The 24,453-nt window shown below is 72.6% G+C and carries 21 protein-coding genes and 1 pseudogene; 13 read left to right on the plus strand and 9 right to left on the minus strand.

Annotated elements, in window-relative coordinates; all coding sequences use genetic code 11:
- Positions 1-123: 123 nt before the first annotated feature.
- From ACFV4P_RS24735 to ACFV4P_RS24780, 10 genes are all read left to right on the plus strand, one after another.
- Complete coding sequence (locus ACFV4P_RS24735) at positions 124-1,539, plus strand: efflux RND transporter periplasmic adaptor subunit (protein WP_380474582.1); 1,416 nt, start codon at positions 124-126, stop codon at positions 1,537-1,539.
- Positions 1,536-2,309, plus strand: a complete 774-nt coding sequence (locus ACFV4P_RS24740; RefSeq protein WP_380474584.1) for an ABC transporter ATP-binding protein — start codon at positions 1,536-1,538, stop codon at positions 2,307-2,309. Before ACFV4P_RS24735 ends, ACFV4P_RS24740 begins: the two co-directional genes overlap by 4 nt.
- Positions 2,306-3,508, plus strand: a complete 1,203-nt coding sequence (locus ACFV4P_RS24745; protein WP_380474586.1) for an ABC transporter permease — start codon at positions 2,306-2,308, stop codon at positions 3,506-3,508. The genes ACFV4P_RS24740 and ACFV4P_RS24745 overlap by 4 nt, the downstream gene beginning before the upstream one ends.
- 13 nt (positions 3,509-3,521) lie before the next feature.
- Positions 3,522-4,130, plus strand: coding sequence for a hypothetical protein (locus ACFV4P_RS24750; protein ID WP_380474588.1), 609 nt, complete (start codon positions 3,522-3,524; stop codon positions 4,128-4,130).
- A gap of 152 nt (positions 4,131-4,282) precedes the next feature.
- The gene (locus ACFV4P_RS24755) at positions 4,283-5,044 is read left to right on the plus strand and encodes a response regulator transcription factor (protein WP_380474590.1); all 762 of its coding nucleotides are present in this window, start codon (positions 4,283-4,285) and stop codon (positions 5,042-5,044) included.
- Between the two features lies 1 nt (position 5,045).
- On the plus strand, positions 5,046-6,509 hold the full coding sequence (locus ACFV4P_RS24760) for a sensor histidine kinase (protein ID WP_380474592.1): 1,464 nt from the start codon (positions 5,046-5,048) through the stop codon (positions 6,507-6,509).
- A 271-nt stretch (positions 6,510-6,780) separates the two neighbouring features.
- A complete protein-coding gene (locus ACFV4P_RS24765; protein WP_380474594.1) occupies positions 6,781-8,322 on the plus strand; it encodes a cytochrome ubiquinol oxidase subunit I in 1,542 nt (513 codons plus the stop codon).
- A gap of 11 nt (positions 8,323-8,333) precedes the next feature.
- The gene (gene cydB / locus ACFV4P_RS24770; protein WP_073818015.1) at positions 8,334-9,338 is read left to right on the plus strand and encodes a cytochrome d ubiquinol oxidase subunit II; all 1,005 of its coding nucleotides are present in this window, start codon (positions 8,334-8,336) and stop codon (positions 9,336-9,338) included.
- A gap of 35 nt (positions 9,339-9,373) precedes the next feature.
- Entirely contained in the window at positions 9,374-12,811 is a 3,438-nt protein-coding gene (gene cydD, locus ACFV4P_RS24775; RefSeq protein WP_380474938.1) for a thiol reductant ABC exporter subunit CydD, read from the plus strand.
- A 96-nt stretch (positions 12,812-12,907) separates the two neighbouring features.
- Positions 12,908-14,689 carry a GAF domain-containing sensor histidine kinase gene (locus ACFV4P_RS24780; RefSeq protein WP_380474596.1) on the plus strand — a complete coding sequence of 594 codons (1,782 nt, stop codon included), beginning with the start codon at positions 12,908-12,910 and terminating at the stop codon, positions 14,687-14,689.
- A gap of 7 nt (positions 14,690-14,696) precedes the next feature.
- Here the strand turns inward: ACFV4P_RS24780 and ACFV4P_RS24785 are convergent, their stop codons facing one another.
- The 3 genes from ACFV4P_RS24785 to ACFV4P_RS24795 form a co-directional block, all read right to left on the minus strand.
- Entirely contained in the window at positions 14,697-15,509 is an 813-nt protein-coding gene (locus tag ACFV4P_RS24785; RefSeq protein ID WP_380474598.1) for an HAD family hydrolase, read from the minus strand.
- Between the two features lie 76 nt (positions 15,510-15,585).
- Positions 15,586-16,497: a hypothetical protein gene (locus tag ACFV4P_RS24790; RefSeq protein ID WP_380474600.1), complete on the minus strand. Its 912-nt coding sequence runs from the start codon at positions 16,495-16,497 to the stop codon at positions 15,586-15,588.
- 80 nt (positions 16,498-16,577) lie between these two features.
- Entirely contained in the window at positions 16,578-16,994 is a 417-nt protein-coding gene (locus tag ACFV4P_RS24795; RefSeq protein ID WP_380474602.1) for a hypothetical protein, read from the minus strand.
- 435 nt (positions 16,995-17,429) lie between these two features.
- Between ACFV4P_RS24795 and ACFV4P_RS24800 the strand changes: the two genes are divergently transcribed.
- The gene (locus tag ACFV4P_RS24800) at positions 17,430-18,299 is read left to right on the plus strand and encodes a LamG domain-containing protein (RefSeq protein WP_380474603.1); all 870 of its coding nucleotides are present in this window, start codon (positions 17,430-17,432) and stop codon (positions 18,297-18,299) included.
- A gap of 66 nt (positions 18,300-18,365) precedes the next feature.
- On the opposite strand, the gene ACFV4P_RS24805 is transcribed toward ACFV4P_RS24800, so the two are convergent.
- From ACFV4P_RS24805 to ACFV4P_RS24815, 3 genes are all read right to left on the minus strand, one after another.
- A complete protein-coding gene (locus ACFV4P_RS24805) occupies positions 18,366-19,433 on the minus strand; it encodes a ParB-like protein (protein WP_380474605.1) in 1,068 nt (355 codons plus the stop codon).
- Between the two features lie 174 nt (positions 19,434-19,607).
- Positions 19,608-20,837 (minus strand): hypothetical protein, encoded by a 1,230-nt coding sequence (locus ACFV4P_RS24810; RefSeq protein WP_380474607.1) that lies wholly within the window; start codon positions 20,835-20,837, stop codon positions 19,608-19,610.
- A gap of 225 nt (positions 20,838-21,062) precedes the next feature.
- Positions 21,063-21,410 carry a hypothetical protein gene (locus ACFV4P_RS24815; protein ID WP_380474609.1) on the minus strand — a complete coding sequence of 116 codons (348 nt, stop codon included), beginning with the start codon at positions 21,408-21,410 and terminating at the stop codon, positions 21,063-21,065.
- Between ACFV4P_RS24815 and ACFV4P_RS24820 the strand changes: the two genes are divergently transcribed.
- Together ACFV4P_RS24820 and ACFV4P_RS24825 are read left to right on the plus strand one after the other, a co-directional pair.
- Positions 21,397-21,810, plus strand: coding sequence for a DUF4232 domain-containing protein (locus tag ACFV4P_RS24820; RefSeq protein WP_380474611.1), 414 nt, complete (start codon positions 21,397-21,399; stop codon positions 21,808-21,810). The two genes, ACFV4P_RS24815 and ACFV4P_RS24820, sit on opposite strands and share 14 nt — an antisense overlap.
- A gap of 116 nt (positions 21,811-21,926) precedes the next feature.
- Positions 21,927-22,241 (plus strand): RHS repeat domain-containing protein, encoded by a 315-nt coding sequence (locus tag ACFV4P_RS24825; RefSeq protein WP_380474940.1) that lies wholly within the window; start codon positions 21,927-21,929, stop codon positions 22,239-22,241.
- Between the two features lie 43 nt (positions 22,242-22,284).
- Here the strand turns inward: ACFV4P_RS24825 and ACFV4P_RS24830 are convergent.
- The 3 genes and pseudogenes from ACFV4P_RS24830 to ACFV4P_RS24840 form a co-directional block, all read right to left on the minus strand.
- A pseudogene (locus ACFV4P_RS24830) lies at positions 22,285-22,491 on the minus strand (LLM class flavin-dependent oxidoreductase); the annotation flags it as partial.
- A 63-nt stretch (positions 22,492-22,554) separates the two neighbouring features.
- Positions 22,555-23,730: a sensor histidine kinase gene (locus tag ACFV4P_RS24835; protein ID WP_380474613.1), complete on the minus strand. Its 1,176-nt coding sequence runs from the start codon at positions 23,728-23,730 to the stop codon at positions 22,555-22,557.
- Between the two features lie 62 nt (positions 23,731-23,792).
- Positions 23,793-24,446, minus strand: coding sequence for a response regulator transcription factor (locus ACFV4P_RS24840; protein WP_380474615.1), 654 nt, complete (start codon positions 24,444-24,446; stop codon positions 23,793-23,795).
- Positions 24,447-24,453: the final 7 nt, after the last annotated feature.

Here is a 24,453-nt window from a genome sequence, read left to right on the forward strand (position 1 = left end):
CCGCCGGTTTTGCGGCGGCCCACCGGCGGGCGGTGCGTGCCGATTCGTCCGGATCGCTGGTCCCAGCGGGCGTCCAGCATCCGCACAGGGCGGCGCAAGAGCCCAAGGCGATGCTTCTGCGCCATGAAGGTGCTTCCGCGACGGCGTGGTGCCGTCCTCGTCAACTCCGCGCTCGGCGTGGCCCTGCTGGGCGGGGCCGCGCTGGCGTACACCACCCTGGACGGCGGGACCGGCAAGGCCGCCACCGGCTCCAAGGTCCGTACGGCCACGGTCGCCAAGGGCACGGTCCAGGCCACCGTGTCCGGATCGGGCACGCTGTTCTCGCCCTCCGACGCCGGGCAGGACTTCACCACCGGCGGCCGGCTGACCGCCGTGAAGGTCGCGGTCGGCGACACGGTGAAGAAGGGCCAGGTGCTCGCCACCGTCGACACCACCACCGCCCAGCAGCAGGTCGACCAGGCGCAGTCCGCGCTGACCGCCGCCCAGGCCAACCTGAACAAGGCCGAGGCCGGCGAGACGGTCACCACGACCGTCCCCGGCTCGTCCAACTCGGGCTCCGGCAGCGGCGGTTCGGGCAGCGGCGGTTCGGCCGGAGGAGGTTCGGGCAGCCGCGGCAGCTCCGGCGGGTCCGCCGCCGCGAGCACCCCGCAGCCGACCACCACGACCACCGTGAAGGTCGACCAGGCGCAGGTCGCCCAGGCCCAGCAGCAGGTCGACAACGCGCAGACCACGCTGACCAACGCCAAGGCCGCACTGACCGGCACCACCCTGACCGCCACCACCGACGGCACCGTCGCCTCGGTCTCCGCCAAGGCCGGCGACACCGTCTCCGGCTCCGGCAGCGGATCGTCCGGCTCCGGCAGCGGCTCCTCGACGGCCGCCAAGTCCATTACCGGAAGCGGCAGTTCGAGCACCACCCCGACCGGGTTCATCGTGCTGACCAACCCCTCCGGGATGGAGGTCACCGCGAACTTCTCCGAGCTGGACTCGCTGAAGCTGAAGAAGGGCCAGACCGCCACCGTCACCCTGAACGCGCAGTCCGACACCAAGCTCGACGCCACCGTGCTCTCGGTCAGCTCGCTGCCGTCCAGCTCCACCAACGGCGCCGTGCAGTACGGCGCGACGCTGCAGATCGGCGGCGACACCTCCGCGCTGCGCACCGGGCTGAGCGCCACCATCTCGGTGGTCACCGGCTCCGCCGAGAACGCCCTGTCGGTGCCCACCGCGGCCCTCCAGGGCACCGGCTCCACCCGCACCGCGACCGTGGTGCACGAGGACGGCAGCACCGAACGCGTGCAGGTGGGCGTCGGCATCGAGGGCGACACCACCGCGCAGGTCACCGACGGCCTCACCGAGGGCGAGAAGGTCGAACTGACCGCCACCACCGCGGGCACCGGCAACGGCTTCCCGTCCGGCCAGTTCCCCGGCACGGGCGGCGCCGGCGGCCTGGGCGGCGGTGCGGCGGGCGGCTTCGGCGGTGGCGGCACCGGCGGCAGCCGCAGCGGCGGCGGCAACGGCGGCGGGGGTTCGCGCGGATGAGCGCCGGCAAGCCCCCGGTGATCCAGATCCGCCGGGTCACCAAGTCCTACGGCCACGGCGACGCCGTCGTGCACGCCCTGCGCGGCCCCGACGGCCCGGACGGCACTCCGCACGGCGTCGACCTGGACGTCGCCGAGGGCGACTACGTGGCCGTGATGGGCTCCTCCGGTTCCGGCAAGTCCACCCTGATGAACATCCTCGGCTGCCTGGACGTGCCCACCGCCGGCCGCTACCTGCTGGACGGCACCGACGTCGGCCACCTCGACGAGGGCCAGCTTGCCCTGGTGCGCAACCGCAGGATCGGCTTCGTGTTCCAGTCGTTCAACCTGGTCCCGCGCACCACCGCGCTCGCCCAGGTCGAACTGCCGCTCGCCTACGCGGGCGTCCGGGCCGCCGAACGCCGCCGCCGGGCGATGGCCGCGCTCACCCTGGTCGGCCTCGCCGACCGGGCCGGCCACAAGCCCAACCAGCTCTCCGGCGGCCAGCAGCAGCGCGTCGCGGTGGCCCGCGCCCTGGTCACCGCCCCCGCGATGCTGCTCGCCGACGAGCCCACCGGCAACCTCGACAGCCGCTCCACCGAGGAGGTGCTGGGCCTCATCGACGGCCTCAACGCGCGCGGCCGCACCGTCGTGATGATCACCCACGAGGACGAGGTGGCCCGGCACGCCAAGCGGGTCGTCCGGCTGGTCGACGGCGCGATCGTCTCCGACGTCCGGCAGGCCCCGGTCGACGCACCGCCCCCGGCCCTGGCCGCGGAGGTGGTCGCGTGATCGCCTGGCAGATGATCCGCTTCGCGGTCGGCGGCCTGGCCGCCAACAAGGTCCGCTCCGCCCTCACCATGCTCGGCGTGCTGATCGGCGTCGCCTCGGTGATCCTGCTGCTCGCCGTCGGCAACGGCTCCTCGGTGGCGGTGAAGGAGTCCATCACCTCGCTCGGCACCAACTCGCTGACCGTCTCCTCCGCGGCCTCCCGCGGCTCCGCCACCGCCGCCAAGAAGCTCACCGTGGAGGACGCCAAGGCACTCGCCTCGGCCACCGACGCCCCGGCCGTCAAGTCCGTCGCCCCGGTGGTCACCACCAGCGGCACCGCGCTGTACGGCAACATCTCGTACCAGCCCGGCCAGATCGTCGGCACCTACCCGGCGTACTTCGAGACCGCCAACCAGAAGATCGCCGAGGGCGACTACTTCTCCGCCGACGACGTGCTCAACTCCCGCAAGGTCGCCGTGCTCGGTTCGACCACCGCCAAGGAGCTGTTCGCCGCCGAGGACCCGATCGGCAAGAGGATCACCATCGGCGGCACCCCGTTCACCGTCACCGGCGTGCTCACCGCCAAGGGCTCCACCGGCTTCAACGACCCCGACGACGTGGTGATCGCCCCGCTGCCGACCGTGCAGAACGCGTTCACCGGCTTCGGCTCGGTCAACCAGATCCTGGTGCAGGCGTCCTCCGCCGACACCACCACCGAGGCGCAGTCCGACATCACCCGGATCCTGATGGGCACCCACGCCCTCAAGGACCCCGCCAAGGTCGACTTCCGGATCAGCAACCAGACCTCGCTGCTCAGCGCCCGCGAGTCCACCACCAGGACCTTCACGGTGCTGCTCGGCGCGGTCGCCGCGATCTCGCTGCTGGTCGGCGGCATCGGCATCACCAACATCATGCTGGTCACCGTCACCGAGCGGACCAGGGAGATCGGCATCCGCAAGGCGCTCGGCGCGCCCCGCGCCGTCATCCTCGGCCAGTTCCTCGCCGAGTCCACCCTGCTGTCCGTGATCGGCGCCGGCCTCGGCGTGCTCGCCGGAATCGTCGGCACGCACTTCTCGGTGGTCGGCATCAAACCCGTGGTCATCCCCGAGTCGGTGCTCGGCGCGTTCGCCATCGCCGTCGCCATCGGCCTGTTCTTCGGCAGCTACCCCGCCAACCGGGCCGCCTCGCTGCGCCCCATCGACGCCCTCCGGCACGAGTAGAAGGAGCCCTTTCATGTCGGACGAGCAGGAGCTGCTGGCCACCGCGCCGGACGCCCGCGACATCACCGCCGAGCTGGCCGCGCCGCCCCGCCGCAAGCTCCCCTGGCCCACCCTGGCGCTGGCCGGCGGCCTGATCGCCGTGCTGTCCTTCGCGGGCGGCGTCTGGTACCAGAAGGACAACGGGCCGACCAACGGCGGCACCCGCGCCTCCGGCGGCCAGTACCCCGGCGGGCAGAACGGCCAGCAGAGTGGCCGCCGCGGCACCGGCCAGGGCGGCTACGGCGGCGGTCAGAACGGCCAGCAGGGCGGCGGCCAGTTCCCCGGCGGCGGCGGTTTCACCCGCGGCACCGTCAAGTCGGTGGACGGCGACACCGTCTACCTGACCGACGCCAACGGGAACACCGTCAAGGTCACCACCGGCGACTCCACCAAGGTCACCACCACCAAGGAGGGCAAGGTCGGCGACCTCCAGCCCGGCCAGAGCGTCACGGTGACGGGCAGCAAGGGCGCCGACGGCTCCTACAGCGCCACCCAGCTCACCGAGGGCGGCGCGGGCGGCTTCGGCGGCCGCGGCGGCGGCCAGGGCGGCGGCGCCGGCACCGGTGCGGGCCCGACCGGCTGATCGAGCCGATCTTCATTCATTTGGCGTAGCCTGCCCGGGCTAGGGTTCTGTCTGACGATGTTCCGTCGGGTGCGCCCGACAGACCTCGTCCGACCGTCCCGGAGACCTCCCGGGCCGGCCCTTTCGTCCTCGCCCGGGAGGCGGAGCAGATCGTGTCAGGCGTAGTGCAGTCGAGCCCGTCGGCGGCGACCCCGGCAGGCGGTGAACCCTTCCTGCTGGTGGTCGACGACGAGCCCAACATCCGCGAACTGCTGTCTGCCAGCCTGCGGTTCTCCGGCTTCCGGGTGGCGTCCGCCGCCACCGGTCAGGAGGCGCTGGACGCCGTCGCCGCCGAGCGCCCCGACCTGGTGGTGCTCGACGTGATGCTGCCCGACCTGGACGGCTTCACCGTCGTCCAGCGGCTGCGCGACCAGACCCAGTGGCCGGGCAGCCCCGAGCACGTCCCGGTGCTGTTCCTGACCGCCAAGGACGGCACCGGCGACAAGGTCCAGGGCCTGGCCGTCGGCGCCGACGACTACGTCACCAAGCCGTTCAGCCTGGAGGAGCTGATCGCCCGGATCCGGGCGATCCTGCGCCGGGCCGGCGGCCCCGCCGACGACGGCCGCCTGGTGGTGGCCGACCTCACCCTCGACCCGACCGCCCACGAGGTCACCCGCGGCGGCGTCCCGGTCTCGCTCTCCCCCACCGAGTTCAAGCTGCTGCACTACCTGATGGCCAACGTCGGCCGGGTGGTCTCCAAGGCGCAGATCCTCGACCACGTGTGGGCGTACGACTTCGGCGGCGACCTGTCCATTGTCGAGTCGTACATCTCCTACCTGCGCCGCAAGCTCGACTCCGGCCCGGCGCACGGCCCCAAGCTGATCCACACCGTGCGCGGCATCGGCTACGCGCTGCGCCGCCCGCCGAACAGCTGAGATGGCGCGCTTCTCGCTGCGGGTCCGACTGCTGGTGCTGGCGCTGCTGCTGGTCACCACCGGACTGGTGGTCAGCGACACGCTGGTCCTCGGCGTCGTCCGCGGCCAACTGGTCGAGCGGGCCGACCAGCAGCTGGAGCGCTACGCCGAGCCGCTGTCGCGGCGCGCGCCGACCCGTCAGCAGCCCCCGGTGTCGGTGTTCAGCCCGCAGACGCTGAGCCGCCGCACCGGCCAGGCGCTGCCCAGCGAGTACGTGGTGCGCTACCTGGCCGCGGACGGCTCCGTGCTGTCGGTGCTGCGCCAGCCGCTGACCGACTCCGAACCGGCCCCGCAGCTGCCCGTGCTGACCGCCGCCGCGCTGGCCAGGTGGGAGACCGAGCCGTTCACCGCGAAGGTGCCGCGCGGCAGCGAGTGGCGCTCCCTGGTGCTGCCGCTGCAGCGCACCGTCGCCACCGACTTCGGCTCGCCGCGGTACGTGCAGGTCGCGGTGCCGCTGGACGACGTGCAGTCCACCATCAAGCACCTGCGCACCACCTTCTTCACCATCGGCGGCGCGCTGCTGGTGGGCCTGGCCGGCCTCGGGGCCCTCGCGGTGCGGGCCGGGCTGCGGCCGCTGCGCCAACTGGAGGCCGGCGCGCAGCGGATAGCCGACGGCGACCTGTCGCACCGGATGCCGGAGCTGCCCGCCCGCACCGAGGTGGGCCGGCTGTCCGCGGCGCTGAACCGGATGCTCACCGACATCGAGACGGCCTTCGCCGACCGGGCCGCCTCCGAACGCCGGATGCGCCGCTTCGTCGCCGACGCCTCGCACGAGCTGCGCACCCCGCTGGCGGGCATCCGCGGCTTCGCCGAACTGCACCGGATGGGCGCGCTGGACGACGTCGACCGGGCGATGGACCGGATCGAGTCCGAGGCGGTCCGGATGGGCGGCCTGGTCGAGGACCTGCTGATGCTGGCCCGGCTGGACGAGGAACGCCCGCTGAACCTCGCCCCGATGGACCTGCGGACGCTGGCCGCCGACGCCCTGCACGACCTGACCGCGCTGGACCCCGGCCGCCCGGTGTCGCTGACCGGCCCGCACGGCGAGGGCGCCCCGCAGCCCGCGCCGGTGCTCGGCGACGAGGCCCGGCTGCGCCAGGTGGTGACCAACCTGGTGGGCAACGCGGTCAAGCACACCCCGCCGGGCACCGCGGTGCGGATCGGGGTGGGCCGGGTGGACGGCAGCTGCCTGCTGGAGGTGGCCGACCTGGGCCCCGGCATGACGGAGGAGCAGGCGGCACTGGTGTTCGAACGCTTCTACCGGGTGGACGCCTCCCGAACCCGCCGGGCCGGCGAGGGCGGGGGAGCGGGCCTGGGCCTGGCGATCGCCTCGGCGCTGGTGTCCGCGCACGGCGGCGAGCTGAGCCTGCGCACCGCCCCGGGCGACGGCGCGGCCTTCAGGATGAGCCTGCCGCACCAGCACTGACCTGGGCTGATGCCCAGTCAGCGAGGTCACTGTCAAGCGCCGTTCGGTACAGCGACGGGTCCCCGGCGGCGGCTTGCGAGCGGTCGAGCGGGCGTCGGATCATCTGACTGTCGCAGTCACCCCCCCCGTGCGAATGCACTGATAAGCATCATGGATACTGCTCTTGTGAACGTGTTCACGTTCGCAAGCGGACAAGCTTGGGCAGGTTCGGCACGACCCCGTGCTAAATATGCTTTTTGTCCGTTATGCACATCCTGTGAGAGAGGGCGCAGTGGACCTAGCAGTCGCTCACGAGACCATCTCGCGATGGCAGTTCGGCATCACCACCGTCTACCACTTCCTCTTCGTCCCGCTGACGATCAGCCTGGCCTCGATCGTCGCCGGTCTGCAGACGGCCTGGGTGCGCACGGACAAGGAGAAGTACTTCCACGCCACCAAGTTCTGGGGCAAGCTCTTCCTGATCAACATCGCCATGGGCGTGGTCACCGGCATCGTCCAGGAGTTCCAGTTCGGCATGAACTGGTCCGACTACTCCCGCTTCGTCGGCGACGTGTTCGGCGCCCCGCTGGCGATGGAGGCGCTGATCGCCTTCTTCTTCGAGTCGACCTTCATCGGCCTGTGGATCTTCGGCTGGGACAGGCTGCCGAAGAAGATCCACCTCGCCTGCATCTGGATGGTCGCGATCGGCACGGCGCTGTCCGCGTACTTCATCCTGGCCGCCAACTCCTGGATGCAGCACCCGGTCGGCTACCGGATCGACCCCGTCACCGGCAAGGCCCAACTCACCGACATCGTCCGGGTGCTGACCCAGAACACCACCCTGGTGCAGGTCTTCCACACGCTCACCGCCGCCTTCCTCACCGGCGCGGCCTTCGTGGTCGGCATCGCCAGCTTCCACCTGTGGCGCGCCAAGCAGGGCAAGCAGCCCGACAAGCGCAAGACCGCCGCGATGCGCACCTCGCTCCGGGTCGGCCTGGCCATCGCCGTGGTCGCCGGCCTCGGCACCGCGATCAGCGGCGACACCCTCGGCAAGGTGATGTTCGAGCAGCAGCCGATGAAGATGGCCGCCGCCGAAGCCCTCTGGGAGACCCAGGCCCCCGCCCCGTTCTCGGTGTTCGCCGTCGGCGACGTCTCCAAGGGCCACAACTCGGTCGCCCTGGAGATCCCCGGAATACTGTCCTTCCTCGCGCACAACGACTTCTCGTCCGAAGTGCCCGGCATCAACGACATCGCCGCCGCCGAGGTCGCCCAGCACGGCGGGCAGCCCACCGACTACATCCCCAACATCTTCGTCACCTACTGGGGATTCCGGCTGATGATCGGCTTCGGCATGACGTCCTTCGTCGCCGCGCTGATCGGCCTGTGGACCACCCGCCGCAGGTTCTGGCTGGCCCCCGAACACCGCACCGGCGAGGACGAGCCGCCGAAGCTGATGCTCACCAAGAACCGTGAGATGAACGTCTTCTTCACCCGGTGGAGCTGGCGGATCGGCATCTTCACCATGGGCTTCCCGCTGCTCGCCAACAGCTTCGGCTGGATCTTCACCGAGATGGGCCGCCAGCCCTGGGTGGTGTTCGGCCTGATGCGCACCCGGGACGCGGTCTCCCCCAACGTCACCATCGGCACCCAGGTGTTCGGCCTGGTCACCCTGACCGCCCTGTACGCGATCCTCGCCGTGATCGAGGTCGGGCTGCTCACCAAGTACGCCGCCGCCGGCCCGAACACCGACGAGAAGCCGCCCGCCAAGGACCCGACCCTGCGCGGCCCCTCGGACGACGAGGACGCCGACCAGCCGCTCGCCTTCGCGTACTGAGGACGGATCACATGCACCTGCACGACCTCTGGTTCATCCTGATCGCCGTCCTGTGGATCGGATACTTCTTCCTCGAAGGCTTCGACTTCGGCATCGGCATCCTCACCCGGCTGCTGGCCCGCAACACCGCCGAACGCCGCGTCCTGATCAACACCATCGGCCCGGTCTGGGACGGCAACGAGGTGTGGCTGCTCACCGCCGGCGGCGCCACCTTCGCGGCCTTCCCCGACTGGTACGCCACCCTGTTCAGCGGCTTCTTCATCCCGCTGCTGGCCATCCTGGTCTGCCTGATCGTCCGCGGCGTCTCCTTCGAGTACCGGCACCAGCGCGAGAGCCGGCGCTGGCAGCGCAACTGGGAACTCGCCATCTTCTGGACCTCCCTGCTGCCGTCCTTCCTGTGGGGCGTCGCCTTCGCCAACATCGTGCGCGGCGTCGCCATCGACCAGGACAAGAACTACGTCGGCACCCTCTGGGACCTGCTCAACCCGTACGCGCTGCTCGGCGGACTCACCACCCTGGTGCTGTTCACCTTCCACGGCGCGGTGTTCGCCGCCCTGAAGACCAGCGGCGACATCCGGCACCGGGCCCGCGTCCAGGCCACCGTGCTCGGCCTGGTCCTGGCGCTGCTCGCGGCGGCCTTCCTGATCTGGACCCAGATCGACTCCGGCAACCACTGGAGCCTGGCCGCACTGATCGTCGCGGTGCTCGCCCTGGTCGCGGCGCTCGGCGCCAACCAGGCCGGCCGCGAGGGCTGGGCGTTCGGCTTCAGCGGTCTGACCATCGTCGCCGCCGTCGGCATGCTGTTCCTGTCGCTGTTCCCCGACGTGATGCCGTCCACCCTGAACCCGGACTGGTCGCTGACCGTCACCAACTCCTCGTCCTCGGGCTACACGCTCAAGGTGATGACCGTCGTCGCGCTGGTCTTCACCCCGCTCGTGCTGCTCTACCAGGGCTGGACGTACTGGGTCTTCCGCCGCCGGATCGGCGTCCAGAACATTCCCGCCGCCCACCACTGAGCCAGGAGCGACCTCTGATGGACAGCCGGCAGCGGATGCGCCCGATCGACCCGCGGCTGCTGGCCTACGCCCGCACCACCCGCGCCTTCCTCGCCGGATCCGTGATCCTCGGCGGGGTGGGCGCGGCCCTGCTGGTCGCGCAGGCCGCACTGATCGCCGACCTGGTGGTCCGCGCGTTCCAGCGCGGCCAGTCCCCGCTGTGGGGGCCGCTGCTCGGCCTCGCCGCCGTCACCCTCGGCCGGGCGCTGGTCGCCTGGCTGACCGAACTCACCGCGCACCGCTCGGTCGCCACCGTCAAGTCCACGCTGCGCCGCCGACTGCTCGACCACGCCACCGCGCTCGGCCCCGGCTACCTCACCGGCCGCCGCACCGGCGACCTGGCCACCCTCGCCACCCGCGGCGTCGACGCCCTCGACGACTACTTCGCCCGCTACCTGCCGCAACTGGCCCTCGCCGTCGTCGTCCCCCTCGTCGTGCTCGCCCGGATCCTCGGCGCCGACTGGGAGTCCGCCGCGATCATCTGCGTGACGCTGCCGCTGATCCCGCTGTTCATGATCCTCATCGGCTACGCCACCCAGGCCCGCACCGACCGCCAGTTCGCCGGCCTGTCCCGGCTCTCCCACCACTTCCTCGACGTGGTCGCCGGACTGCCCACCCTCAAGGTCTTCGGCCGCGCCAAGGCCCAGGCCGCCGCCATCGGCCGGATCACCGAGGACTACCGCCGCGCCACCATGCGCACCCTGCGGCTCGCCTTCGTCTCCTCCTTCGCGCTGGAACTGCTCTCCACCCTCTCCGTCGCCCTGGTCGCCGTCTCCATCGGCTTCCGGCTGGTGGGCGGCTCCCTCGACCTGGAGACCGGCCTGCTGGTGCTGGTCCTCGCCCCCGAGGTCTACCTGCCGCTGCGCCAGGTCGGCGCGCTCTACCACTCCAGCGCCGAGGGCCTGGCCGCCGCCGGGAAGATCTTCGAGGTGCTGGAGACCCCGCTGCCCGAGGGCGGCCGCCGCCCCGCCCCGCCGGTGGCCGGCGCCGACATCCGGATCGAGGGCCTGACGGTCCGCCACGAAGGCCGCGCCGAGGACGCCCTGCACGACGTGTCGCTGGTCGTCCCCGCCGGGCGCACCACCGTGGTCACCGGGCCCAGTGGCGCCGGCAAGACCACCCTGGTGAACGTCCTGCTCGGCTTCGTCCGACCGGATGCCGGACACGTGCTGATCGGCGACCAGCCGCTCGCCGACACCGACCTCGCCAGCTGGCACGCCCGGATCGCCTGGGTCCCGCAGCACCCCCACCTGTTCGCCGGCACCGTCGCCGAGAACGTCCGGCTCGCCCGGCCCGACGCCACCGACACCGAACTCGCCGCCGCGCTCGCCGCCGCCCAGGTCGACTTCGCCGACCCCGGCACCCGGCTCGCCGAGAACGGCCACGGCCTGTCCGCCGGCCAGCGCCAGCGCCTCGCCCTCGCCCGCGCGCTGCTCGCCGACCGGCCGCTGCTGGTACTGGACGAACCCACCGCGCACCTCGACCCCGTCACCGAGGCCGCGCTGCTGGAGACCCTCGGCCGACTCGACCGGACGGTGCTGCTGATCACCCACCGGCCCGCGCTGATCGGCCTCGCCGACCACCACGTGCGGCTGCCCGGCGCGGCGGCCGGCCCCGCTCCTGCGGCGCTCCCCGCTCCGGGGCCCGCCGGGACCGGGCCCGCGCCGCGCGCCGCGGACACCGCGACGGCCGGGCCGGCGCCCGCCGCCGCCACGAAGCCCCGGCTGTGGCCCGCCGTGCTGCTCGGCTCGCTCGCCCTCGGCTGCGCCGTCGCACTGATGGGCACCTCCGGCTGGCTGATCTCCCGGGCCTCGCAGATGCCGCCCGTGCTGTACCTGATGGTGGCCGTCACCTCGGTCCGGGCGTTCGGCATCGGCCGCAGCGTGTTCCGCTACGCCGAGCGGCTGGTCTCGCACGACGCCGTGCTGAAGGCCCTCGGCGGGATCCGCACCGCCGTCTACCGCCGCCTCGAACAGCTCGCCCCCGCCGGACTCCCCCAGTTCCGGCGCGGCGACCTGCTGTCCCGGCTGGTCGCCGACGTGGACGCCGTGCAGGACTTCCACCTGCGCTGGCGGCTGCCCGCCGCGACCGCCGCCGTGGTGTCGCTGGCCGCCTCCGCCGCGCTCGCCGCGTTCCTGCCGCTCGCCGGACTGGTGCTCGCCGTCGGCCTGCTGCTCGCCGGGGCCGCCGTCCCCGCGCTGGAACGCCTGATCTCCGGCCGCACCGAACGCCGGCACGCCCCCGCCAAGGGCGAACTGGCCACCGCCGTCCTCGACACCCTGACCGGCACCGCCGAACTGACCGTCGCCGGGGCCCTCCCGGACCGGCTGCGCGCCACCCGCGGCGCCGACGCCGCGCTGACCCGGCTGGCCGGGCGCTCCGCCGCGTCCGGCGCGCTCTCCGCGGGCCTGGTCGCGCTGGTCTCCGGCCTCACCGTGGTGGCCGCCGCGGCCGTCGGCGTGCGGGGCGTCGCGTCCGGCGCGCTGCCGGGCGTCTGCCTGGCCGTCGTGGTGCTGACGCCGCTCGCCGCGTTCGAGGCGGTCGCCGGGATGCCCACCGCGGTGCGCTTCCGGGAACGTGCCCGGGCCTCCCGGGAACGCCTCGACGAGGTGCTCGACACCCCGCTGCCGGTGGCCGAACCCGCCTCGCCCGCGCCGCTTCCCGAGACCCAACTTCCGGTGGTGGTCAGTGACTTGACGGCCCGCTGGCCGGGGTCGGCGCGCGCCGCGCTGCGCGGCGTCGACCTGGAACTGCGGCCCGGCCGGCGGGTCGCGGTGGTCGGCCCGTCCGGCTCCGGCAAGACCACGCTCGCGCACGTGCTGCTGCGCTTCCTCGACCCGGCCGGCGGCTCCGTGCGGCTCGCCGGCGCCCTGGACACCCGCGAGCTCGCGGGCGAGGACGTCCGCCGGGTGATCGGCCTGTGCGCGCAGGACGCGCACGTCTTCGACAGCTCGGTGCGGGAGAACCTCCGCCTGGCCCGCCCCGACGCCGACGAGACGCAGCTGCGCGCCGCGCTCGCCCGGGCCCGCCTGCTCGACTGGGTGGACGGCCTCCCCGACGGCCTGGACACCATGGTCGGCGAACACGGCGCCCGGCTCTCCGGCGGCCAGCGCCAGCGCCTCGCGCTGGCCCGCGCACTGCTCGCCGACTTCCCCGTCCTGGTGCTGGACGAGCCCGCCGAACACCTCGACGTGGCCACCGCCGACGCCCTCACCGTCGACCTGCTGGCCGCCACCGAGGGCCGCACCACCCTGCTGATCACCCACCGGCTGGCCGGCCTCGACGACAGCAGCGTCGACGAGGTGCTGGTGCTGGACGACGGCCGGGTGGTCGAACGCGGCCCCTGGTCGGAACTGGCGGACCGGCCCGACGGCCGGCTGGCCGCGATGCTGGCCCGCGAACGGACCGGCGAGCACCACCGGGTGGCCGCCTGAACGGAGGATTTCCCGTCCGGCAGGCCGGTCCGACAGGTCCGACATTGCGCTGACCCGAATACCGGACGAACAGGGACGAACGGGCACACTGGTGGCATGGATCAGCCGGCCGCCGAGAACGGTCCACCGCGCATTCCCGAGATCTCCTCGCTCGGGCTCGACACCCTGGTCACCGAGGTCTCCGAACGGCTGCAGTCCGCCGCCGCGGTGGCCGACCGGATGCAGCGCCTGCTGGAGGCCGTGGTCTCGGTCGGCGCCAACCTCGACCCGCACACCACCCTGCAGCGGATCGCCTCCGGCGCCGCCGAACTGGTCGACGCCCGGTACGCCGCGCTCGGCGTGGTCAACCCGCACGGCAGCGGCCTGTCCGACTTCATCCACATCGGCGTCGACGACGCCACCGCCCGCCGGATCGGCCGGCTGCCCACCGGACGCGGCATCCTCGGCGCGCTCATCGACGACCCGCGGCCGCTGCGGCTGACCGACCTCTCCACCGACCCGCGCTCGGTCGGCTTCCCGCCCGCGCACCCGCCGATGGTGTCCTTCCTGGGCGTGCCGATCCGGGTCCGCGGCGAGGTGTTCGGCAACCTCTACCTGACCGAGAAGCAGGGCGGCGGCGCGTTCACCCCCGAGGACGAGCAGGTGGTGCTGGCGCTGGCCGCCGCCGCGGGCGTCGCGATCGAGAACTCCCGGCTGTACGAGGAGGGCCGGCGCCGCGAACGCTGGATCACCGCCGCGGCCGCCGTCACCACCTCGCTGCTCTCCACCGACGAGGCGCGGATCGCGCTGACCGTCGCCGCCGAACAGGTCCGCGAACTCGCCGAGGGCGCGCTCGGCATGGTCCTGCTGCCGGCCGGCGAGGACCGGATGCGGGTCGCGTACGCCTCCGGGGAACGCGCCGACTACCTCACCGGCGAACTGCTCCCCGAACACGGCCTCGCCCCTCGACTGCTGGCCGGCGAACCCGTCCACCAGGGTGATCCGACGGCCGCGTCCGAAGCGGCCACGGACAGTCAGTTCGACCGGTTGGCACGGGAGTTCGGGCCCTGCCTGGCCGTGCCGATGGTCTCCGCGGGCCGGGTGCTGGGCGCGCTCTGCGTCTGGCGCGAAGCCGGCACCGCGCCCTTCACCGGCACCGAACGGCAACTCGCCCAGACCTTCGCCTCGCAGGCCGCGCTGGCCCTGCGACTCGCCGAGTACCAGCTCAACCAGCAGCGCCTGGCGGTCTTCCAGGACCGCGACCGGATCGCCCGCGACCTGCACGACCTGGTCATCCAACGCCTCTTCGCCACCGGCATGATGCTGGAGTCCGCCGCCCGCCGGGCCGTCGTCCCCGAGGTGAAGGAACGCATCGGGCAGGCCGTCGACGAACTCGACGCCACCATTCAGGAAGTCCGCACCACCATCTACGCCCTCCAGCACGGCGACACCGACGACGAACCCGACACCCTGCGCACCCGCGTCCTGCGCGAGGGAAGCCAGGCCGCGGCGGCCCTCGGCTTCCGGCCCTCCATCACCTTCACCGGCCCGGTGGAGAGCCTGGTCGGCGAACAGGCCTCCCGCCAACTCCTCGCCGCACTGCGGGAGATGCTCTCCAACACCGCCCGCCACGCCCGCGCCTCGCGGGTCTCCGTCGAGGTCGACGCCACCGTCCACCTCGGCCCCGACGGCCGCCCCGTCGCCCCCGGCCCCAGCTGCCCCGGCCTTCCCGGCGTCCTGCTCACCGTCACCGACGACGGCACCGGCATCCCCGCCAACGGTCGCCGCTCCGGCCTCCGCAACCTCACCCGCCGCGCCGAAGCCCTCGGCGGCGACGCCTGGCACGAACCCGGCCCCCACGCCAAGGGCACCCGGGTCCGTTGGACGGCCCGGCTGTGACGAGCCGTCAGAGCAGGGTTTCGATGACGGCGGCGACGCCGTCGTGCGCGTTGCTGACGGTGTGGCGGGTGACGGAGGCGAGGACGAGGGGGTGGGCGTTGGCGACGGCGTAGGACTGGCCGGCCCAGGCGAGCATGTCGAGGTCGTTGGGCATGTCGCCGAAGGCGACGACCTCGGCGGCGTCGATGCCGTGCTGGGCGCACCAGCGGGCGAGGCTGCTGGCCTTGGTGACGCCCGGGGCGCTGATCTCGATCAGCGGGATGGGGCTGGAGCGGGTGACTTCGGCGAGGGGGCCGACGACGGCGCGGGCGCGGTCGAGGAACTCGTCGGGGGAGAGGTCGGGGTGCTTGCCGAGCAACTTGAACAGGCCGTTCACGCGGCCGGAGGCGAGGAGTTCGGCGGCCGGGCCGACCGGGTGGTCGTTGTCGGACTCGCCCATGAAGACGGTGTACCCGGGTTCCCGCGCGAAGCCCTCCGGGAACTCGAACGCGAAGGCGGTGTCGGGGAGTTCGGCGCGCAGCCGGTCCACCACGGCGAGCGTGTCGGCGAGGTCCAGCGGGCTGCTCTCCAGCAGTTCGCCGCGCCGGACGTCGACCACCGCGCCGCCGTTGGAACAGATCGCCACGCCGTGGCCGCCGATGTGCGGGCCCAGGTGGCGCATCCAGCGCGGCGGGCGGCCGGTGACGAAGACCACCTGCACCCCGGCTGCCTCGGCGGCGGCCAGCGCGGCCGCCGTCCGGGTGGAGACCGTCCCGCCGGGGCACAGCAGGGTGCCGTCGAGGTCGGTGGCGATCAGGCGGGGGCGCGGGGAGGCGGTCATCCGTCCATCTTCGCGCACTCGTGCGAGAACCCGCCCCGACCCGGGTCGGGGCGGGTTCGGGGCGGGCCCGGGGCGGTCAGGCGGCGACGTTCAGGGTGATCGCCGCGGTGTGCAGGGTGCCGCCGGTCCGGAACTGGAGGAACAGCCGCCAGTCGCCGGGCTTCGGCAGTTCGGCGTGGAACGCCAGGGTCGGGCCGCCGCCGGCCCCGGTGGCGGCCGCGCCCTCCGGGTGGAGGTGGGCGAACGCCTGGTCGCCGGCGTGGAAGGCGGTGAGGTGCGCGTACGTCTCCAGGTAGGGCTCCAGGTCGGTGACGGGCCTGCCGTCCTTGGCGACGGTGACGGTCAGCTCCCCGGCCGCGCCGGCCTTCGGCGCACCGGCCACCGTCACGGTGTATCCGTCGACGGTGGTGCTGGTCGCGGCCGCCGGCAGCGGTACCGGATCGGCCTGCCCGGCCACGGTGGCGGTGCGGCTGAGCACCAGGCCAGTGCCCTTGCCGCTGCCCGCGCCGGGGACGAACGAGGCGTACATCCGCCACTCGCCGGGCTGCAGGGCGGCCAGCGGGGCCGTCCAGGTGCCGTCGGCGGAGCGCGTCGGGTGCAGGTGCTGGAAGCCGGACAGGTCGGAGCGGATCGCGTAGAAGTGCATCTCCTTGGTCTGCTCGGGCTGGTACTCGGTGAGCACCTTGCCGTCCGGGCCGGTCACGGTGAACCGGTACTCGGTGTCGGCGAGGCTGCCCTCCAGGCGGTAGCCGCCCTGTTCGGCGGCGAGCCCGTTCGCGCCGTGGTCCATGCCGGGCATGCCCGCCATGCCGTCCGGGCCGTGGCTCATGCCGGGCATGTCGTGGTCGGCGGCGGTGGCGGAGGGCGCGGCGCCGTGGTCCATGCCGGGCATCGGGTCGCTGCCGCAGGCGGCCAGCGTGAGGGCGAGCGCGGCGGCGGCCGCGGCGGTGAGCAGGGTACGGCGGGTGGTCGTGGTGGTGCGGGTCATCGGAGTTCGCTCCAAGGTGCGCGGTTCGCGGGCAGGACGCGGCGCCCGGCGGCCCTCGACGGGGCGGCCGGGTGGCGTTCTCACCTGCGGGCGACGCAGACCCGGAGCAGCAGGTCCCACCCGCCGTCCGGCGGCGCCCGGCCGCCCTCGGCAGCGGTCGCGTGGAGCGGGCCGGCCGCAACGGGCCCCGGGTGGCTCCACGGCACGGCGGCGGGCGGGGCGGTGTGCGGCAGCCGGTCGCGGGCCGGGGTGGCGAGGCAGTCGACGGCCGCACCCTCGTGCGCGCCCGGCGCACGAGCGGCGGCCCGGGCGCTCCCCTCGTCGGCGTGCGCCGCCGCGTGGTGGGCGACGGCCGGGGGCTCCGTCGTCCGGTGACAGCCGGCGGCGCTCGCCGGGCTCCCGTGCATCAGGAACAGCCCGAGCAGCAGGGCGCACAGCACCGCCCACCGGGCGACCGTCCGCCCGGCGGGATCACCTGCCCGCCCCGTCCGTTCCATCCGGGCAACCATACCCCCACCCCGTATCCGTGCACGGACGGCGGAATTCCCTCAACGGCCCTCGCCGGGCCGAGCGGAACGCACCCGAGCACGCGCCGCGACCACCACCCGCAGGCATCAGTTCCGGGGGAGCGGCCGATGTCCGTCCACCGTCGCCGCACCCGCCTCGCCGTCCTTGCCGCCACCGCCGTGCCCGGTGCCACCGCCCCTGATCGAAATCGGGTCAACTTCCTCCGCCCCGAGCGCCGTTACGGTGCTCGGGGTGGAGTGCTGCGGGGCATTCCGGTTCGCGTGTTCGAACCGGGCCACCTAGAGTTCCGCCGACAAGCAGGCGTACGGATCGGGGAGAACGTGGCTGGCAGGCGGGCAGCGGGGAACGCGGGCGCGACCAGAGAGCCGGTGGTCGGGGGAGCGGAAGCGGCGTACTGGCGGACGATGGCGGAGGCCGACGCGCGGGAGGAACGCCGCAAGCGGACCGTCCGCATCACCGCCGTGGCCACCGGTCTGGTGACGGCCGGCGCGATGGTCGCCGTCGCGGTGATGGTGCAGGACAAGGGCGACGGTCCGGCCACGCCCAAGGCCGCGCAGGTCGGCGCCGCACCGTCCGCCAAGCAGTCCGCGAACGCCAACGCCGCCCAGGGGGGCCAGGGCGGCAAGGGCGACGCGGCCGCGGACGCCGCCACGGTGCCCGGGCTGAAGCTCGGCACCGCCGCGAAGGTGGGCGCCGCCGACGGCCGCGACGGCAAGGCGCTGCACCTGGTCGGCAGCGGCGACGGCTACGCCGAGGCCGCCGACGCGTCCGTCGACACCACGAAGGACTTCACCGTCTCCGCGGTGGTCCGCAACGACGCCGCGAGCGCGTCCAAGGCGGCGCTGTCGCAGAACAGCGAACAGTTCTTCTCCTTCTACCTGGGCCGCGAGGACGCCGGGACCAACAAGAACCGCTGGGTCTTCAAGGTGCAGACCGCCAACGAGGCCGGCAAGAGCGCGCTGGCGGTCTCCACCGCGACCGCCGCCACCGGCCAGTGGACCACCCTGACCGGCGTCTACAACGCCAAGGCCAAGAGCATCTCGCTGTACGTGGACGGCACCCTCGCCCAGACCACCGCCGCGCCGTCGATCGTCCACGGCACCGGCCCGCTGGAGCTCGGCCGGGCCCGCTACAAGTCGCAGTGGGCGGACGCCTGGAACGGCTCGATCACCGGCGTCCAGGTCTGGAAGAAGGCGCTGACGGCCGACCAGGTCTCCAAGGCCGCCACCGGCAAGTCCGCCGAGACGCCGGCCGCGAACCTGCTCGGCTCCTGAGGGGCCAGGCATGCGAAGGGGGCCGGCGGACGTCCGCCGGCCCCCTTCCGTGCGTCAACTACGGTCTCAGCCCAGGCCGTTGACCTTCCGGTACTCCAGCGCGTACGCCAGCTTGCCCGGCTTGGCGTCCGAGTACGGCTTGCTCAGCTTGTCGAACTCGCCCTTGTTGGCGGCCTTCCCGGCGTTCCACTGGTCCAGCGCGCCCAGGTCGGCGGCGGTGAAGCCGCTGCCGATCACGGTGCTCTTCGGCAGCGCGGCCATCGTCTGGGTGGTGCTCTTCACGGCGGCCAGGTAGCTGGTCGGGTCCGAGCGGTTCCAGCCGGACAGGTCGACCGGCTTGGCGTCCCGGAGCCAGCTGCCCCAGTAGAACTCCTGGAACGGCACCGAGTTCTGGGTGTAGCCGATGTCGCGGCCGAAGTAGAGCAGGCTGCGGTACGTGTCGTCCTGGAAGTTGGCCAGCCCGACCGAGGTCGGCAGCTTGTTGATCTTCACCGGCCTGCCCTGCGGGTCGCTCAGGTACACCCACTTGTTGGCCTGCATCTGCGCCCAGAAGTCCTTCTGGGTCAGCGTGCTCAGGTTCGCCAGCACCTTCAGCCGCACATGCAGGTTCGCGCCGCCGTCCGGGGTCTCGTAGAACGAGGTCAGCGTGTGGTGACCGTCGGTCAGGAACGGCTCGCCGCCCGGGCCGATCACCACGGTCTTCATCGCGGCCTCGCTGTCCGCGGTCTCCCCGCCGACCGGCAGCGTGCAGGTGAACGAGGACGGGACGTCCAGCCGCGCGTTCGGCTGCACGGCGACCGCCTCGATCCGGCCGTCCGCCTCGCACCAGTCGCTGAACTTCTTGTTGACCGCGTCCTTGCCGAGCGTGTACCGGCCGAGCTTGTAGTACACCTCGTCGTAGCCCAGCGACGGCTGGGTCGGGTGGACGTCCCCGATCCGCACGTCCAACAGCTCCCCGGGCTTGGCGCACAGGTACCCGGCGAACGGCGTGTGCCGGTTGTCGTGCCCGCAGAACGACGGACGCTGCCCCGGCGCGCCGGGCGCGGCCACCGCACTCGGCGCCGTTGCCGCAACACTGACCAGGGCCGCACCGACCGCCAACAGCGGCACTGCGGACGGGACTCGGAATCGCATGACACTCCCCGCGAACATGGCTGGATGTGCCCGCGAGCGTCCCAGCGCCCGGCCAACACCCGGCATCACCGCCATGACCCCCCGGAGAACGCGAATGAACGTTCCCCGCCGGCCTCGTGCGGCCGGACTCGTGTTCGACCTCGCGCGGCCGGACTCGTGTCCGAGGAGGAAGCCCTATGGGTGATCGCGCCGTGCCCTGGTGAACCTCGGCTGTCGGCCGCCCGCGGCGAGTTCGCCGAGGCGCTCGCCGATCACGGAGACGCCGGGGCGGGGCTCGTTCTCGTAGTACCGGGGCTTGCGTCGGCGCAGTAGCTCCTCGCCGTGCTCGTCCCAGGTGAATCCGGGCTTCCGCAGCAGCTTCCGGAACACCGTGTCGACGGTCTCCGGGTGGGCGGCGGCCAGCCGGCGGATCGGCAGCGGCGCGATCGACTCCTCGCGCAGGTACACACGCAGCAGGTCCTGGTGCTGCCTGCGGCCCGGGAGGGCCGGGTCGGCGAAGAGGTCCCGCAGCATCCCGTAGTCGGCGTAGAAGTTGAGCCCGTCGACCTCGTCGTAGATGACGCCGACGGTGTCCGATTCCGCGAGTTCTTCCGGCAGTTCGAAGGCCGGGAAGGCCAGGCCGGGCAGCCGCCTGCCCCGGGTGCGGTCGGGATGCTCGGCGACGGCGGCCTCCTGCCGGTGCCGGTAGTAGGCATTGAGCCGGTCCTCGGCCTCGGCCGGGGAAAGGACCAGTTCGTCGCTGCCGCAGAACTCGATGAACGCGGCCCGGTCCTCCCGCATCGACTCCCACTCCTGCTCGATCTTCTCGGGGTTGCGGAAGACCAGCTCGGGGTGGCTGGTGGCCAGTTGGAGCGCGGCCCGGGCGATCTCGGTGGCGCTGGACCTCGGGTAGTGCGACATCGCGCCGGAGATCAGCCAGGCCCCGTCGGCCGAGTGAACGGGCACCAGGCAAGCAACGAGGAAGCTTCCCTTGGACGTTCTGCGGAAGGCCGCCGGCCCGACGTTCGAGTACGTGCGGTACTCCAGGTCGTCGACCAGGTTCAGCAGGACGACGGCGTCCCCGTCCTTGCGCCGGATCTCGAAGACGCCCTCGACCGGGTCGTGCCAGCCGAGCAGCATCGCCCGGTCGGCCTCGGTCAAGTCCCGCCGTCCAGCCATGAATTGGTCCACCACGGTCGTGCCGCCCGGCAGGGGGTACCGGAGGATGAAGTGATCGATGATTCGGACCGCCTCGTCCTCGTCCAGCCGTCGCTCAGGTCCTGCCGCGTCCAGCAGGAGCGGGGTCAGCCACGGGTCGAACCGCGCGCTCTGGGCGAACTCGACCAGCTCGCCCTTCAGTTCGGCGCAGCGCTCGATCAGGCCTCGCAGCGACGCCTCGTCCTCGTTCCGTACCACGACAGTCATGCGAGCCCTCCCGCTCTTTCACGGCTGCACGCTAGCCGACGCTGCGGCACCGCTGCGCAAATGGTCCGAAGGTGCACCGGAACGATCGCGTATCGCCGAAACGAGTGCGTGTCGCCCACGCGTACGACCACCGACCCGATCACGCCGCCTCGCCGCTGTGGCACGGCTGTGACATCCGACGAATGAAGCTGTGGATCTTCGTGCGATACAACTGGTGCTGAAGGGTCACGAACAAGAGACATCGAACGGCAGGAAGCCCTGCCCTCTGGGGGCACACACCATGCGCACTGCAACACGCCTGATCGCCGCCGCTGCCGCCACGCTGACCGCCGGCCTCGCGCTGACCGCCTGCAGCAGCGGGTCGGGCACCGGCTCGTCCTCGGCGGCGGGCCCCGCGTCCTCGGCGCCGGCTTCGGCCACGTCCGGAACGACGGGCACGGCGAGTTCGAGCACCGGCGCGACCTCGGGCACGTCGGGTTCGACGCCGGGCAGCGGGACCGGCGCCTCCGGCACGGCCGCCGACAGCAAGCACTGCACCACCGCCGACGTGAAGCTCAGCGTGACCGGCCCCACGGCCCGCGCCTCCGAGCAGCAGCCCGCCCTGGCGACCATCCACGCGACCAACACCTCCGGCCGCAGCTGCACCCTCACCGGCTTCCCCGGCGTCCAACTCGCCGACGACCAGGGCAAGTCCTCCCCGATCGACGCCGTGCGCCACCAGGGCGGCTCAACCACCCCCGTGACGCTGGCCCCGGGCGCGCAGGCCACCGCAAACCTGCTCTACAGCGACGTGAACGGCCAGGCCAGCTCCTCCGGCCGCTACGTGTGCGCGGTGGCCGGCTCCAAGGTCTCGATCATCCTGCCGAACACCACCCAGCAGACGCAGGTGGCCGTGACCGGCGGCGTCGACAACGGCACCCTCAACGTCTGCGGCGACCTCAACGTCGACCCCTTCACGACCGGCCGGGGCTGACCAGGACGCCAAGCGCGCGCCCGCGCACCGATCATCGATCAGCGGGCGCGACCGAGGCTCGGGTCGCTCGGGTGGGTGACGCCGCCGGCCGCATCACCCTCCGGTAGAGGTCCCGACTGTCGAAGAAGCCCGAGACCTGGCGCTACTCCTGGGACGCGGAGGACCGTCTCGCCGACGTCACCACTCCGGACGGCCGCCGCTGGCGCTACCTCTACGATCCGTTCCGACGGCGCATCACCAAGCAGCGGTTGGGCGTCGACGGCATCGCGGTCGAGGAGCAGACCCATTTCACGTGGGACGGTCCCACCCTCGCCGAACAGACCACCCACGCCGGCTATCTCCCCGGCCCGCACACGCTCAGCTGGGACTACCGCGGCCTGCATCCCATCACGCAGAGCGAGACCATCTACACCGACCCGCCACGAAGCTGACATCGCCGCTGGGCCGCGCGCCGGTGGGGCGAGGGGCGGTGCGCAGCAGCTCGTCCAGCAGCGGTAGGAACTCCCCGAACCGGTCCGCGCGCTCCTTCGGCGACCACGCCTCCTGGCCCATCGCCGTCGCGTCGAACCCCATCCCGCCGACCCCGATCCCCGGAGTCACCCGCCCACCGGACACGTCGTCCAGCGTGATCAGCTCCTTCACCAACGTCACCGGATGCCGGAAGTTCGGTGACGTCACCAGCCTTGGCTGGGTGAGAGTGCCACGCGTGTCGGTGCCTCCTTCCCCAGGGAGCGCCATCCGTTCCTACTCGCTCCCGGAGCCCTCCGGTAGGAACACGGTCACTCTCAGGCCGCCGGTCGCCCTGGCACCGGCAACGACCGTGCCGCCGTGGCTCTCGACCACCGCGCGGACGATCGACAGGCCGAGCCCCGAGCCGGGCCTTCCGGTGGACAGTCGCGCGGCCTCACCGCGATGGAATGGCTCGAACAGGTGCTCGACATTGGTCGGGTCGACGGTTGGGCCGGTGTTGTCCACGCGCAGCTCCGCTCCGCCTGCGACGCGTCCCGTGCTCACCCGGACGTCGCCCTCGCGGTCGAGCACGTTGTGGCGGACCGCGTTCTGGACCAGGTTGGCCGCGACCTGGCCGAGCAGAACCGGGTCGCCCGAGGTCGGGGCGTGGTCCAGGTCGGTGGTGACGGTGATGCCCGCAGCGGCGGCCTGAGCGCGGTAGAGGTCTACCGCGTCGGCGGCCAGGTCCGCGAGGTCGGTGGCCTGAGAGCTCTGCGGACCCTGCTGGCCGCTGGCGAGCAGCAGCAGGCCGGCGACCAGCCTGTCGCTGCGCGCGGTCGCTCGCAGCGCGCGCTCGATCGAGGGCTTGAGGTCGTCGGGAACCCGCCCCTCGGCGAGCGGAATCTCCAGGGAGGTGCGCTGGAGCGCGAGCGGGGTGCGCAGCTCGTGCGAGGCGTTGGCGGCGAAGCGGCGGTTCGCGTCGAAGGACCGCTCCAGGCGTACCAGCATCGCGTCGATGGTGTCGCCGAGTTCCTTGATCTCGTCGTCGGGGCCGACCAGGGCCAGCCTGTCGTGCAGGTTCTGCTCGGAGATGCGTCGCGCGGCGCCGGTGACCTTGTGCAACCGCGCGAGAGAACGCCCGGCAGTCCACCAGCCCAGGCTGGCGGAGACCACCGCGAGGATCGCCAGGGTGATCAGCGACTGGCTGAGGAGGGAGTCCAGGACCAGGCTCTTGAAGTCGACGAACCGCGCCTCCGCGGCCTGCATGACCGATGCGTTCTGCGCGGGGGCCAGTCCCTCGACGTATGACTGGGTGGAGGCCGTCTGGCTCATTCCGGTCTCGGCGGCCTGCGCTGGAACCGGGGTCCCGGTGATGACGACGGAGCGGTCTCCCAGGATCCGGTTGACCGCGAGGTACTGCACGAACAGCAGCACCGCGCCGCACGCCAGGAACAGTCCCGCGTGCAGCATCGCCAACCGGGTCCGGATCCGCAGGCCCGGCCGCCGATCTCCCCGTCCTTTCGCGGGCCCGTTCACAGCCGGTATCCGATACCTGGTACGGCCTCGATCAGCGGTGGGTCGCCGAGTTTGCGGCGCAGTCCGTGGATCGCGACCTTGACCACGGTGCTGCGGGGGTCGACGGCCTCCTCCCACGCCTCGTCGAGCAGGTCCCCATGGGTGACGACGCCACCTTTCGCGGCGAGCAGCAGTTCGAGGATGATCATCTCTTTCGGGCTGAGCCGCAGCAGGCGCCCGTCGCGTTCGGCGAGGTGCCGGTGGATGTCCAGGACGACACCGCGGCGCTCCAGGACCGTGCGCTGCGAGCCGCTGCCCCGCCGGGACAACGCATGGATGCGGGCGATGAGTTCGGTGTACGCGAAGGGCTTCGCCAAGTAGTCGTCAGCGCCGAGGTTGAGTCCCTCGACACGCTCGGCGAGGGACCCTGACGCGGTCAGCATGAGGATGCGCGCGGGGTGCCGGGTGGCGTTCAGGGTCCGGCACACCGCGTCGCCGTGCAGGACGGGCAGGTCGCGGTCCAGGACCACGACGTCGTACGCCGCGGCGGCCGCGTGTTCCAGCGCCTGCACGCCGTCGCGGGCGACGTCGACGGAGAGGCCCTGTCGCCGCAGTCCTTCGGCCAGCAGGTCCGCCATTTCCTCCTCGTCTTCGACGATGAGTACCTTCATCCGGGTC

The organism is Kitasatospora sp. NPDC059795 (genome assembly GCF_042732175.1).
Taxonomy (GTDB): Bacteria; Actinomycetota; Actinomycetes; order Streptomycetales; family Streptomycetaceae; genus Kitasatospora.